General features: G+C 59.1%; 13 protein-coding genes. 9 read left to right on the forward strand and 4 right to left on the reverse strand.

Annotated features, from left to right (window positions below; translation table 11 throughout):
* Nucleotides 1-92: 92 nt before the first annotated feature.
* Nucleotides 93-239 carry a hypothetical protein gene (locus C100_RS48755; protein WP_024019657.1) on the reverse strand — a complete coding sequence of 49 codons (147 nt, stop codon included), beginning with the start codon at nt 237-239 and terminating at the stop codon, nt 93-95.
* A 180-nt stretch (nt 240-419) separates the two neighbouring features.
* Here C100_RS48755 and C100_RS34745 point away from each other — a divergent pair, with 180 nt between their 5' ends.
* Both C100_RS34745 and C100_RS34750 read left to right on the forward strand, forming a co-directional pair.
* A complete protein-coding gene (locus C100_RS34745) occupies nt 420-1064 on the forward strand; it encodes a hypothetical protein (protein WP_031309332.1) in 645 nt (214 codons plus the stop codon).
* The gene (locus tag C100_RS34750; RefSeq protein ID WP_024019659.1) at nt 1061-2575 is read left to right on the forward strand and encodes a HEPN domain-containing protein; all 1515 of its coding nucleotides are present in this window, start codon (nt 1061-1063) and stop codon (nt 2573-2575) included. Before C100_RS34745 ends, C100_RS34750 begins: the two co-directional genes overlap by 4 nt.
* Here C100_RS34750 and C100_RS34755 read toward each other — a convergent pair.
* The gene (locus tag C100_RS34755; protein WP_024019660.1) at nt 2572-2802 is read right to left on the reverse strand and encodes a conjugal transfer protein TraD; all 231 of its coding nucleotides are present in this window, start codon (nt 2800-2802) and stop codon (nt 2572-2574) included. The genes C100_RS34750 and C100_RS34755 overlap by 4 nt on opposite strands.
* Before the next feature lie 22 nt (nt 2803-2824).
* Nucleotides 2825-3130: a conjugal transfer protein TraD gene (gene traD, locus C100_RS34760; RefSeq protein ID WP_024019661.1), complete on the reverse strand. Its 306-nt coding sequence runs from the start codon at nt 3128-3130 to the stop codon at nt 2825-2827.
* 173 nt (nt 3131-3303) lie between these two features.
* On the opposite strand from traD, the gene traA reads away from it, so the two are divergent.
* Both traA and C100_RS34770 read left to right on the forward strand, forming a co-directional pair.
* The gene (gene traA, locus C100_RS34765; RefSeq protein ID WP_031309333.1) at nt 3304-6300 is read left to right on the forward strand and encodes a Ti-type conjugative transfer relaxase TraA; all 2997 of its coding nucleotides are present in this window, start codon (nt 3304-3306) and stop codon (nt 6298-6300) included.
* 16 nt (nt 6301-6316) lie between these two features.
* Nucleotides 6317-7069, forward strand: a complete 753-nt coding sequence (locus tag C100_RS34770) for a DUF6118 family protein (protein ID WP_031309334.1) — start codon at nt 6317-6319, stop codon at nt 7067-7069.
* A gap of 22 nt (nt 7070-7091) precedes the next feature.
* On the opposite strand, the gene C100_RS34775 is transcribed toward C100_RS34770, so the two are convergent.
* Nucleotides 7092-7400, reverse strand: a complete 309-nt coding sequence (locus tag C100_RS34775; protein ID WP_024019664.1) for a hypothetical protein — start codon at nt 7398-7400, stop codon at nt 7092-7094.
* 683 nt (nt 7401-8083) lie between these two features.
* On the opposite strand from C100_RS34775, the gene C100_RS34785 reads away from it, so the two are divergent.
* The 5 genes from C100_RS34785 to C100_RS0124585 all read left to right on the forward strand — a co-directional run.
* On the forward strand, nt 8084-8341 hold the full coding sequence (locus C100_RS34785; RefSeq protein WP_024019666.1) for a hypothetical protein: 258 nt from the start codon (nt 8084-8086) through the stop codon (nt 8339-8341).
* Nucleotides 8338-8625 carry a hypothetical protein gene (locus C100_RS48990; RefSeq protein ID WP_200866559.1) on the forward strand — a complete coding sequence of 96 codons (288 nt, stop codon included), beginning with the start codon at nt 8338-8340 and terminating at the stop codon, nt 8623-8625. Before C100_RS34785 ends, C100_RS48990 begins: the two co-directional genes overlap by 4 nt.
* A gap of 50 nt (nt 8626-8675) precedes the next feature.
* The gene (locus C100_RS47880; RefSeq protein ID WP_084625368.1) at nt 8676-13052 is read left to right on the forward strand and encodes an RHS repeat domain-containing protein; all 4377 of its coding nucleotides are present in this window, start codon (nt 8676-8678) and stop codon (nt 13050-13052) included.
* A complete protein-coding gene (locus C100_RS0124580; protein ID WP_152536451.1) occupies nt 13034-13432 on the forward strand; it encodes a hypothetical protein in 399 nt (132 codons plus the stop codon). The genes C100_RS47880 and C100_RS0124580 overlap by 19 nt, the downstream gene beginning before the upstream one ends.
* Nucleotides 13433-13595: 163 nt before the next feature.
* On the forward strand, nt 13596-14015 hold a 420-nt coding region (locus C100_RS0124585; protein WP_024019670.1), incomplete at its 3' end, for a helix-turn-helix domain-containing protein.

Genomic DNA, 14015 nt, shown 5'->3' on the forward strand with positions numbered 1-14015 from the left:
GGTCCAGTAAATCTTTGTGACGGAAACTCGCCATCGCCGAGTGTTCGACCAGGGCCGTTTCGGATTTTGGTCAGGGATTAGTGGCCGCCTAATTAGCCAGCCTTACCCTGCTGGTTCTCGCGCCGCTCGACTTCCCGTTCCAGCACTTCCCGAATGAAGGCTGCGCGGCGCTGCCGCCCGACCAGCTTATCAATCCGCTCGCCGAGACCTTCGGGCAATCGGATGTTGGTTGATTTCACGTTGAGCGGTGGCCTTCCCATAATTGCGTCGTAACCGCGTGTGACACCCGTTCAATCAGAACCAGAGTAACCGGTGCCGGTTATTGAATATTGCTTTCCTTTTATGTTATAAGCGGTGCCGCTTAGTGCTGCGAACGCATTTTGGTGCGGCCGTGACAGTGAAGTGAGGAAGGCAGGCCCATGACTTTATCCGATTCTCTCTTGGGTGATTCGAAGATCGCCACGTCGCGCCGCGCCCTGCTGCGCGCATTGACCATCGCGCCAGTTGCCGCGTCGGCAATTGCCTCGCCCTGGGAGGGCGCACTGGCGGCGCTTCACCAACGCTATGAAGACGAACGCGCGACGCTTGCTCGGACGAAGGAGGGGCGAAGCCTAAGCCGCTTCCGCTATCACAACGCCGAACGGTGGATGACCACGCTCGAAGCAGATTTCCTAGCCGATCCGCGACATGCAAAGGAAGCGCTGCATCAGGCCGGTTTCGTGACTCAGCAGGCCCTGTGCGCCTATCTGCTGGACATGGGCTTTGCCGATACGTGGAACGCCAGCCACATCAAACAGGACATCGCCAAGGCGCTTGCCTACTCCAATGCTTGCGGCTTTGGCCATGACTGCCCTGACATGGCGCGGTTGGCGACAGTCCTCTCGCCCTACTGGAAATGGGGCTATCATTATCATGATTGGGAGGAAGACCGGCCCCGCACGGGCGGCTTCATTCCCGCCATGATTACGCCCCTTGTGCGTGCCTTGGTGGACCGCGTCCATGACGTGACTGGCCACCCGCGCCCGAGGGGTTGCCAACGCCGCCCGCAGGAGGCGCGATCATGATGCTGCGCACCGATGCAGATCATCTGCCCGCGCTGATCCGGGACGAGCTTCTCCATGTCACCACGATCCTGTTCGAGGCGTTCGAAGAAACGACCAAGGGCCGATGCTCAGAACATTTCAGGGCGGGCCGCGTCCTCACCCTGATCCTGCACGGCCCCCACGCCGAGAAAGATTGGGATGAGATCGCGGCGGGGGAAGCGTTCCGCCTGCTGGCGATCGTCAACTATTCCCGCCTTGCCCGCAGCGAACGCGACTGGCGGCTGGTGCGTGATCGGCTCCGCCGCGCGTGGGAGCATGGCGAAATTACCCGCCCGGTGCGGCTGGCGGTGGAAAGCCTTGAGGGGGTCAACGGCGCTCTTGTCGAAGGCGTCCCGCATTTCGTCACTATCGCCGAGCAGGGAATCGCGCTTTACCAGATGGAGGGATTGCGGCTGAGTGAGCCGCGCCGCCTTCCGGTGCGGGAACGGGCTATTCGGGGGGTGGCGGAGTTCATCAGGTGGCATGAGCGCGGAACCGGATTTCTGGCAGGCGCGGCTTTCTATCGGGACCGAGGCGATGCGCCGATGGCGGCGATGATGCTGCATCAGGCGTGCGAACATTTCTATCTGTGCGTCTTGCGATCCATCAGCCTCCACGCCCCGCGCACCCATGCGTTGGATGAACTGCGCGAGGGGGCGGAAGCGCTGGACCCACACCTGCATTCGGCATGGCCGCGAGATAGCCGCTTCGAGCGGCGCGCATTCGGCTGTATCCGCCGCGCCTATGTCGAAGCGCGCTATGGGCGATCCTACCGTATTTCGAACGAGGAACTGGCATGGGCGTTCGCGCGGGTGGAGATACTGGCGGAACGTGCGGCGTGCGCGGTCGCAGATCATCAAGCTTCGCTCGCCGCAAGCCTATCAGCGCCGATGCTTCCGCCGCCCGCAGGACCGACAACGGCGGTGGCGCTTTCCCAGCCTGCTTGCCGCGCCAATATGCTGCAACGGACATGGCGGATCGTGCGACGAGTTGCCCCGCAACAGGGCCGATGGAATCCGCTCGTTTCCGTTCGCCGGTTTTGGCGCTCCGACAGGTGCAGGGACTGGGTTGACCATCTGCCCTTGGCGATTGTCTGCCTGTGCTTCTTCATGGCGGGGGCCGAGGCAACGCTATGGCGGGTAAAGTCCGCGCAGGCCGTCCGCTCCGAACCCGCCGACCTCTCCGCCGTCCTGGACTTCGATGTGCGCGCGGACACGGTGCTGGGCGCGGTCATGGACGTTGCGCAGAGGGCGGGCTACCGGGTCGAGGCCAATGAAGATATTTGGACCGTGCGGTGGACCGGAGCCTATCGCGCCAAGGCGACGACCTTCGACGCGCTGGCAGACATTCTCTATGGTTCCGGTCTGTGTCCCGCTATCCGAGAAGACTTCATCACCGTGCGCTATTGCGACAAGAACAGCCCACCAATAGCGGCGATGGTCGAGTATCAGGCAGAACCGGGCGGCAATGTGCGCTTGTCAGTTTCGCGCTAACTGCCGTCCAGTTCCGCTTCAAACGCCCGCTTGCCCTTACGCTTCCAGAGGGCAAGCGCGTTGGCGCGTTCCTCTCCGCGCAGTCTGTCGGCAACCGTGAGGAACGCGCCGTAGAGCGTAGCGCGGTCATCGTCGGTCAGATCGACCAGTCCCGCCTTAATGACGAGGCCGCCCAGTTCGATCAGGTGCCGCGTGCGTTCGCGGCGTGCAACGGCCCAGTCCCGCATGTCGGTTCGCGCCTTCCGAGCCTCAAGCCGATGCCGCGCCGCCGCCCTGCGGAAGAGCGCCGCTCTGCTGGCCAGCAGGTCCGCTCGCAGGCTTGTCGCCCTTGCCCAGAAAGAAGGCCGCGCCCGTCTTGCGCCAACCCTCCTTTGTGGCGGCGTCCTTCACCGTCGCGGCATGAAGCAACGCCCCGGCCAGCAGATCGGCGTCGAGCGCGTCGGCCCCGGTAGCGGTCACCAGTTCGCCAAGCTGCCTCACACGCCGTTCCTTGAGCGCCTTGGCCTTGTCGGCCAGGGCTTTGAGTTCCGAATCAAAATCGCGGGGCTTTCGCATCGCAAAGTCTCCATTGAGTGACGATGGCGCTATGATAAGATGATCTCACCCACCGCGCAGTAGAGTCGCCGGGACAGCCTGACACCGCCTAGTCCCGTCCGAGAAATTTTCGAGAAGGGCGCGCTTATACGTCGTTACGACGTGCACGTTGTTGCAGTAGATGGATGATCGTCATGGCGATCTTCCATTTCTCCGTCCAGGTCATCAGCCGCGCCTCCGGCCGCAGCGCCGTGGCGGCGGCCGCCTATCGCGCGGGCGAGCGGCTGCATGACGAACGGATCGATCGTGATCACGACTTCACGAACAAGTCGGGCGTCGTCCATTCGGAAATCCTCCTGCCCGAAGGCGCGCCCGAACGCTTCTCCGATCGCGAAAAGCTCTGGAACGAGGTCGAGGGATGCGAGAAGCGCAAGGATGCGCAGCTTGTCCGCGAGGTGGAGTTTTCCATCCCGCGCGAGATGACCCAGGCGCAGGGCATTGAGCTCGCCCGCGACTTCACGTCACGAGAATTCGTGGATCGCGGCATGATCGCGGATCTCAATGTGCATTGGGATATCGGCGCGGACGGCATGGCCAAGCCCCATGCCCATGTCATGCTCACCATGCGGGAGGTTGTGCAGCGCGAAGATGGCACCGCTGGCTTCGGGGCGAAAGTACGCGACTGGAACCGGACCGAACGTGTCGAGCAATGGCGCGAACGTTGGGCGGAGCATGTCAATCAGCGCCTGGCCGAACTCGACATCGACGCGCAGATCGATCACCGCAGCCTTGAGGCGCAGGGGATCGGGCTTGAGCCGCAGGACAAGGTCGGCCCCGCAGCGTCGCGGATGGGCGAGCGCGGGCTTGAGTCCGAACGCATCGAGGATCACTGCGCTCTCGCCCAGCGCAACGGCGAGCGCATCATTGCCGACCCGTCCGTGGCGCTCAATGCGATCACTCACCAACAGGCTACATTCACGCGCCGCGACATGGCGATGTTCGTCCATCGCCACACGGACGGAAAGGAGCAGTTCGACCAGGCGATGAGCGCCGTTCGCGCGTCTCCCGAACTTGTCGCGCTGGGCAAGGACGGGCGCGGCGAGGATCGGTTCACCAGCCGCAACATGATCGAGACCGAACAGCGGTTAAACCAAGCATCGGAGTTGATGGCGACAAGCGAACGGCATCGCGTGGACGAGAAGGACCGCGCCGCCGCCCTTGCCCGCGCGGAAGCGGGCGGGCTTGCGTTGACGGGCGAGCAGCGCGCGGCGTTGGATCATGTGACGGGCGAGCGCGGCTTGGGCGTGGTGGTGGGCTATGCGGGCACCGGCAAGAGCGCGATGCTTGGCGTGGCGCGTGAGGCGTGGGAGAATGCCGGGTTCAAGGTGCGCGGCGCGGCATTGTCGGGGATCGCGGCGGAGGGGCTGGAAAATGGTTCGGGCATCGCCTCGCGGACCATCGCTGCACTTGAACATGGCTGGGCGCAGGGGCGCGATCTTCTGACCGCCCGCGACGTGCTGGTGATCGATGAGGCGGGCATGGTCGGCACACGCCAGATGGAGCGCGTTCTGTCCCACGCCGCCCACGCCGGCGCAAAGGTCGTGCTGGTCGGCGATCCGCAACAGTTGCAGGCGATCGAGGCGGGCGCGGCGTTCCGCGCGATCCATGAGCGGCATGGCGGCGTCGAGATCACACAGGTGCGCCGCCAGCAGGAGGACTGGCAGCGCGAGGCCACCCGGCACCTGGCGACCGGCCGCACCGGCGAGGCGATCGGGGCCTATGACGCGCGCGGCATGGTTCACGCGGCCGAGATGCGGGAACAGGCGCGCAGCGATCTTGTCGAGCGATGGGACCGCGAACGCATCGCCGCGCCCGATCAATCGCGGATCATTCTCACGCACACCAATGACGAGGTGCGCGCACTCAACGAAGCGGCCCGCGACCGGATGCGGGCGAGCGATGCGCTTGGCGAGGACATGCGCGTGAGGGTGGAGCGCGGTGACCGGCTGTTCGCGCCCGGTGACCGCATCATGTTCCTGAGGAACGAGCGCAGTCTCGAGGTGAAGAACGGCACCTTGGGCACCGTCGAGAAGGTCAGCCCGGACCATATCGCCGTCAGGACCGATGACGGCCGCTCCGTCGCCTTCGACACGAAGGACTATGCCCATGTCGATCATGGCTATGCGGCCACCATACACAAGGCGCAGGGCATGACCGTGGGCAGGACGCATGTCCTCGCCACCCCCGGCATGGACCGCCATGGCGCCTATGTCGGGCTGTCCCGTCATCGCGACGGCCTGGCGCTCCATTATGGCCGGGACGATTTTCGCGATCAGGGCAGGCTTGTCCGCACGCTCAGCCGCGCGCGCGCCAAGGATATGGCAAGCGACTATGACCGGCGTGATCTTGCCCAGGCATTCGCCGAACGGCGCGGGATCAGCTTTGGGGACCGGATTGCCGAGATGGTCCGCAAGCTGCCCGGAAAAGCGCGCGGGATGTTCGACAATTTCCGCCCGAAGGCGCAGCCCGATCGTGATCAGGGCCTATTTGCCGGTTTCCGGCCCATCCCTCGCGCCGACCTGGCGCCCCAAAGCCATGACCCGATCCCGGATCGGCAGCCGATCCGCACAGGCGGTCTGCGCGGCGCGGTGGAGCGCTATGCGACGGCGCTGGACGAGATGCGAGAGGCCCGCGCGCAGGGCATGGTTCCCATGCCGCACCAGCGCGAGGCGCTGGCGCGCGCCGGGGCGTCGCTCGATGCGGTCCGTCCCGAGGCGTCCACCGATCTTGGCGCGGCCTTCCAGCGTCAGCCAGAGCTGGTGCGCGAGGCGGCGGAAGGGCGCAGCCAGGCAGCGCTGCGCGCGATGCAGCGGGAGACGGACATCCGCATCGATCCCTTCCAACGCGCCGACCGGTTCGTCGAGGGCTGGCAGCAATTGCAGCGCCATCGAGAGGAGATGCTGCGCGATGGCGACCATCGCGGCGCAAAGCGCGTAGCGCAGGATATGGCCGGCATGGCCAAGAGCCTGGAACGCGACCCCCAGCTTGAATCGGTGCTGGGCGGGCGCAGCCGCGAACTTGGCCTGGAGATTAGTCGCGAGATCAGCCGCACCCTGTCGCGCCAGCTCGCCGATTCCATTCCCTTCGACCATGGCCGCACCCCTGGACGCGGCATGGGGATCAGCCACTGACATGGAGCATGACGCGATGGACGACGAACAGGATCTCTTGAACGAACAGGAACCACCGCCCGACGCGGCGGCCGAGGCATTCGCGCGGCTCGAGGCGCGCATTGCCGGGATCGAGGATCGCATCGAGCGGCGCATGGTCCTATTGACGCGCGCGGTTGAGCATGTCGCCATCGAGAAGCAGGATATCGAGATACCCGATTATGGCTCGACGCTCGCCAGCATGGGTGAGGTTCTCGCCAGGCTGGCGGGAGAGGTCGGGAAACTGGCCGATGCCCCTGCCTTGAAGCTGACGCCGCGGGGCATGGCCGAACAGATGAGGCAAGCGGCAAACCAGGCTCGCGAAACGGACCAGGCGACGATCAGGATATCGCAGCAGCTTCATCGCCAGACACATGCGGACCTGACAAATGCGATCGGCGCCGTCCGGAGCAAGGAGCAACAGCGCTGGCGCCTTCTTCAAGCGATCGGCGGCACTGCGCTCGTCCTATCGCTGCTGTGGCTCATCTATCCCGGTTGGGCCGCAGGCATCGGGCCGCAAGGCTGGCTCTGGCCAGAGCGGGTCGCGCGCCGCACCCTGGGCGAGCCGTCCTTATGGGAAGCGGGTATCCGCCTCATGCGGGCTGGAGACCCGCAAGCGTGGCAGGCGATCGTTGCCGCTGCGCAGATGCGGCGGGGCAATCGCGAAACGATCGCGGCATGCGAAAAGGCGGCCGCCAAGGCAAAAGAGCCGGTGAATTGCACTGTCGCAGTGGGCGCGGAAACAGGCTGAGGGGTGCTGCCCCCCATTTCCGTCAAATCTCGATCAGATTGATGGTGCAGGTTCCGCTGGAGACGCTGTAATCGACCCTTTTTATGGTGCTTCGATTGGCTTGCGCGGTCAAAAGCAAGGCATAATTGGCGCGCCCCGCATCGGTCGTCAGCGAGACATAGAGAATGTCATAATTACAACCGCCACTGGGAGCGACGGTGAACTGCACATAGGCGGTGCTATTTGTGTTCTGGACGCCGACTCTGGAGATGGTCCTGTTAGCGTCGATCACGGCCCAGGCGGGCGAGGTAAAAAGAAATGCGCAGGCGACAGAGCATAACAGTTTCTTCATCTCGACTTCCTGTTCAGAAAAATGGCTGAAATCTGCCTTGCACCCACCAGTCGTCCATCACGGCAATGCAGCTGGTCCAAGGACAATGATCGAAAAACACAAGCAAGCATATCATGTCGGCGGTTGGAGCGACGCTGTCCGTTTCGATCGCCACGACGTCCAGCGGGCCTCGGTCATAAAGTGGCCGATGAATATCAGGATGGCAAATAAGGGAGGTGTAGGAAAGCGAAAACAAGCATGGATTCTGGTCCGATAATGGATTGAACGCTGCTTGTAATATTGGATGAAATATCATCCTGCATACCAAGCCTGGGTGAGCTGGCGATCGACGGGTCCATTGACGCGAGATCGATGCGCCATGGGCGATAACCGAATCGAGTTAATGGAATGATAACCGGATCAGGACTCCGGCATGACCAAATCGGCGCCAATTATTGGGTTGCAATGTAGGATTTTACCGGTCATCGTTCAGGCATAACAGGATCGCAACAATAATGGATATCATCTTTCGAAAGCGAAAGATGAGCTGAACTGTCTTGCCTTGTTTGGCAGGACGCGATCCGTCGCGCCTGCCTGCCACAGTATCGGAGGATGAGATGAAGCTTCGTCGAATTGCTTGCGCTTTTCTTGCCGGTCTCTCTTCTCCAGCATGGGCGGCCTGCGGGACCAATGCCTGTGGCAATGTGACCATAACCCGTCTCTGGGCGGGCACGGAGGGTAAGGTTTATGTGCAAATTTCCGACAGCCTTGCCCCGCTCGACTGCACTCCGCTCAATTCGGAATATATGACCCTGCTCCGCAGCGACACGAATTCCGACTGGATTTACGCGACGTTGCTGACCTCCCTTACGGCAGCCGCCGGCAAGCTCGAGCGCATCAGGATCGTGGAAGGGTCGTCGGGCTGCACCATTTCCTATGTGTGGCAAAAGCAGCAGCCTTGAACCTGGGGAGAGCGCCGATGAAGATCGCGAACAGATTATCGTGGGCGCTTGTGGCGCTGACACCAGCCAGTGTCCAGGCCGCCAGCACGACCACCTACACCTATGATGCATTGGGAAGGCTGGTGCAGGCCAGCACGACCGGCACTGCCAACAATGGCGTGCAGATGAGCACCACCTACGACGCTGCCGACAACCGCACCACCTATCGGGTGACGGGATCGACCAGCAAAGTGGTCGTGGTCCCGATCAATGGGTTGACGGTCATTCCGATCTTGGACGACTAGTGCTTCGGAAATTTTACATTTGAAATATTAAAAAATTAGGGGATAATTTCATGTCTGTATGTGGACATGCTGCAAAACAGCCTTTGCAAGCGGCGATTTCTCCGCTTGCCTTGCTTGCAGCCCTATCATTTCCTGCTGCCACGTCCGCGCAGATCGCTCAAGATCCTGACGGGCGCTATGATAGCAATTTCCGAGGCGTCGATCTGAACCGGGGGTATTTCGCAGAAACCGTGCAGGACATTTCTATTGGAGCAAGCGATGATCCTCTAGTATTTTCAAGAGTTTATCGAAGTGGTCTGCGACCTGATGCCGAAGCTGTAAACGTTGGTGACTTTCATTCTTCGCAATCAATTTTTGTAAATTGTTGGGGTGCTAACTATAATAATCAGCCAGGGACAGGCTACCCATTGTGCCGAGGACAGGGTATGTCCGTGCAGATTGCTGGCGAATGGTATCCGTTCAACAGGGTGTCGGGCTCTTTCGTGCCATTTTATGCGGATGGCTCGTCCCTTGTCGAAAGTGATACTGGTTTCATTTTCGCTACGGCTGACGGCATCGAATATAACTTCACGAAGGCGTCATCAAACTGGTGCGGCATGGGGACGTGCCTGCTGATTTCTACAGTCAAACGACCTAACGGCAATATTCTAACCTACAGCTATGAGGTGGCCTACAATAAATCAGGCGGTTGGCCTGCGCAAAGGCGCCTCGCAAGGGTTATAGACAGCTACGGGAACGGTTTGAACTTTTCTTATCTCTCGCCTGCAGGAGGTACCGCTGGCGGCGATCCAACCATCCAGTACACCAAGAAGGTAACGATCGCTTCGGTTTCTGCATTCAACAGCGCCTGCATCGGCAATTCAAGCGAAGGGTGCACGACCGGCACACTCCCTTCGGTAAACTATGCCTACACTAACAGATCCGAAACTTCGTTGCTCCGGTTGGATACGGTTTCCAAGGGCGGGCTGACATTCAATCTGACTTGGTCGGTGCAGAATCTGGTATCGACGGCTCTCTCCGGGCAGTCGCCCGCTTATACCAACACCTATCTTAGCGGCCGGGTCACCGAGCAGATGGACCAAAGTGATCGGAAGTGGCGCTTTGACAGGACTTTCAGTGGATCTTCTACGACGAAGACAGAGATTTACGATCCATCGAATAATAAGACTACTTTTAATTACATTGCCACACGCTTGAGTCCGCAATCTGTTTTAAATTCGTCCAATAATTTAACATCTTATGAGTATTATGACACAGGACTGCTTAAGAAGGTAACTTTCCCAGAACAGAATGCAGTAGAATTCACCTACGACGCACGAGGCAACCTGACCGAGCGGCGAGCCATATCAAAAACGCCCGGAACTCCACCAGATATCGTCACAGAGTGGGATTTTGAGGACACGTGCACATCGGTCGTGAAATGTAACAAACCGATCTGGTCAAAGGATGCGAACCTCAAAAAGACTCTTTATGAATATGACGATATAACGGGTCAAGTAAAGAGTGTGACCCTACCCGAACCTGCCACGAGCGCTGGGTTTCCACAGACGCGTTACGACTACACTAGCTATCAGGCCTATTGGAACACTGGAGGTACGATTTCGCCGTCGGGCCATTCGATCAGTATGCTCACATCCATTTCCTCCTGTTCCACCGGGAGCGCGCCCTCCTGTGTTGGGAGCGCGACCGAGAGTAGGACAACCATGAATTATGGTCCTCAGACGGCGGGCACAGCCAATAATTTGGCGCTGGTATCCGCGACTTCATCTGCGGGTGATAGCAGCATCTCGGCATCCACCAGCTTTGCTTACGATGTTGCGGGCAATATTATGGAGGTGAACGGCCCCCTGGCTGGAAGTGCCGATACGACTCGCTTTTTCTATGATGTCGCGCAACGGCGCATCGGCCAAGTTGGTCCGGATCCCGATGGCGTGGGCACGTTGCTCTACAGAGCAATGCGATACACTTATGGCACCAACGGATTGGTGTCGAAAGTCGAGTCCGGCACCACAGAAGGGCAAACGGCGAGCGACTGGTCTGGTTTCTCGCCCCTGGACGAGGTGACACTCGATTACAATCCCGGCGCCGATCTCATCAAGCAGACATACGCCGCCGGAGGCCAGCCCTATTCTGTCCGTCAGTTCAGTTATGACAGTGTCGGGAGACTGATGTGTACCGCCGATCGGATGACCAGCAGCGCCTGGAACTCGCTTCCGACATCTATCTCAGCTGCTTGTGAACAGCCTACCACGCCGCCTTCCGTCCCGGATCGGATTTCTCGGACATGGTATGATGCTGTGGGGCGCGTCTCCGTGTTGCAAAGCGCCTATGGCGTTACGACTGCGAACGGATTCCCGGCCACTTTGCAGCGGGATGAGGTGACGAATAATTATACAGGCAATGGCCAACTCGCGTCGATTTCTGACGCGAAAGGCAACGAGACGACCTACCAATATGATGGACATGATCGGTTGTTGAAGACATGCTATCCGGCCACCGGAATAACCGGCTGCACATCGGCCACCGACTATGTGCAGCGCACCTACGACCCCAACGGCAATGTCACAAATCTGCGACTTCGGGATGGTCAAAATATCGCTCTTCGCTACGACGATCTGAACCGCCTGACATTGAAGAATTTGCCTGGAAGCGAACTCGACGTCACATATGAATATGATCTGCTTGGCCGAATGACTTCAGCAAGACAGAGCGGCAATGCTCTGTCTTTTACTTATGACGCGCTCAATCGGAACCGGAAGCAGATTGGACCGCAGGGCGAAATGAAATATGACTATGACGCTGCCAGCCGACGCACGCGCTTGGAATGGCCCGATGGCTTTTATGTAAACTATGACTGGGATTGGACCAATGCGGTGACGGCGGTCCGTGAGAACGGCGCGACCAGCGGCGTCGGCATATTGGTGACCTATGGCTATGACAATTTGGGGAGGCGGACGGGAATTGTGCGGGGCAATGGCACATCGACGAGCTATGGTTATAACCCCGGTTCGCAGCTGACTTCGTTGACGCAGAATTTGTCTGGGACGGCCAACGATCAGACTTTAGGCTTCTACTATAATCCGGCTAGCCAGATAACCACCCGCACTTCGTCAAACGATAGCTACGTATTTACCCAACAATATAACGCCCGACGCACCTATACGGCAAATATTCTGAACCAGTATACCACTGCTGGCGGCGCAGCACCTGATTATGATAAGCGAGGCAATTTGATCGTCAGTTACGGCAAGAGCTACAGCTACAGTTCAGAAAATTATATGCTGTCGGCGCCTGGATTCACTATGAATTATGATCCACTTGGCCGCCTTTATCAGAGTAGCGGCAGCGGGACATTACGTCGGGCCTATGATGGCATGGCACTAGTGGCGGAGTATAACGGCTCCAACGTGATCCAGCGCCGATATGTTTCCGCGCCCGGCACAGATGAACCATTGGTGTGGTACGAGGGGAGTGGAACGATAGATCGGCGCTGGTATCATACCGATGAGCGCGGAAGCGTTGTCGCGATATCTAACAGCGCCGGTACAAGCATTGCTATCAACCGCTATGACGAATGGGGTACTCCGCAGACAAGTAATGAGGGAGCCATTCAATATACCGGACAAATCTGGCTACCAGATATTAATCTTTATTATTACAAAACACGGATGTATGATCCTCGTTGGGGACGGTTCATGCAGACTGACCCGATCGGATATGCCGGCAACATGAACCTTTATGCCTACGTCGGGAATGACCCCATCAATTTTACCGATCCACTTGGCTTGCAACAATGCCCGGCCAATGCTGACATCTGTGCTGGCACAGATATACCCAATTCTACTGGCGGAGGGAGCGGCAAAGGCGGATATAATGGACCGTTGCCGGGGCAGCAAGATTTTGGCGGTCGGGGTGCTTTGGCTGCGATTCTCCGTAACTTGCGACGCCCGCCCGCGAACTTGGTAAAAGGGCCCATCTTCGGAGAAATGCCGCAAAATAGGTGCGGCATGGGATCATGCGGACCACAAACCCAAAAGCTTTCACAATGCGTTGTGAATTTCTTGAATGGGGCAGATTCCAGTGTTGATTGGGGCGGAGTAAACCTCATTCGAGGGGGGAACATCCCAAATAACTATACGACTTGGAGCGCTACGGGAATTTCTGTTCCTTCGGGCGACTACGACGGGGGTGTGAGTTGGTTCACGTTGTTTCATGAATTTGGTCACGTCCATGATTACACCGCTGGCAACTTGTCATTACCCGGATACGTAGGGCAAACCGTTTCGACGCTCTTCACCAGTCCAGGTGAAGTCTGGGAAAAAGGTTGGCATGATGCCATTGGAGCCGAAAAGGCGGCCAATGCTTATCGCGCTGGCTTAATTAAGAAGTATAATGCAGCGGGGTCTCCATGCGGCAAGCTGTTTTGATTCTGGCGACTCTAGTAGCATTAGTCGGCCTGTCATCGTGCGACGGATATAAATATAAAGGAATGGATGGCGACGAAGCACTAAAAGCATCCCAGGAGATGGACTTAACGGAATCATACGAATTTTATGTGGCGACCTATAAGGGGACGAGTCCGCCGATGCTCGACGTAGCGAAGACATTCCGCCGCTTTGGACCTCATGGCGTTTCATATCTAGAGACGAAGGCGCTTAATGCGAAAGATGCGGAAGAATTTAATGCGGCTACCATGGCATTGCTGATATTGGATGCGCGATGCTCTCATGATCTGGCAATTCAGCTACAGAAAAAGACAAAGAATCTCCATACAGATTCATCCTATGTGTCACAATTTTGTAGCTAATGAATTGCAGGCGCGCCGCAAAGTGTAATCAAGCAAACATTCTGCGGTGCTCCGGGTGGTTATGCGGGAGCGTTAGAGCATTTTCATGATGAGCGGAATCGTGGGGGGATTCCTTTTTTGTTGATCGTGTGATTCATAGGGAGCCGTCACGAAGGAGGCGGCGATGGGTTGGCGATCAGGACAGAGTTATTCGCAGGATTTGCGGGATCGGGTGATCGGGGCGGTCGATGGTGGCATGGCCGTGCGGGAGGCGGCCACGACCTTCAAGGTGAGCATCGCCTATATCTACAAGGCGCTGATCCGGCGCCGACTGACCGGGAACGCTGGTGTCAGCTCGAACCGTGGCCGCCCGCCACGCAAGCTTTCGCCCCAGCAGGAACTGGCGCTTGGGGCGCATATCCGCTCGCGGCCGGGCATCACCCTGGCGCAGGCGCAGAGCTGGTTGCTGGCGGAACATGGCGTGTCGCTCTGCACCGGCGCGATGTGGAAGGCGGCCAGGCGGCTCGGCCTGTCTTTCAAAAAAAGCCCTGCGCGCGGCCGAACAGGATCGGCCGGACGTGGCGGCCCGCCGCAAGCTGTGGCG

Origin of the sequence: Sphingobium sp. C100, from assembly GCF_000508185.1 — a bacterium.
GTDB lineage: Bacteria > Pseudomonadota > Alphaproteobacteria > Sphingomonadales > Sphingomonadaceae > Sphingobium.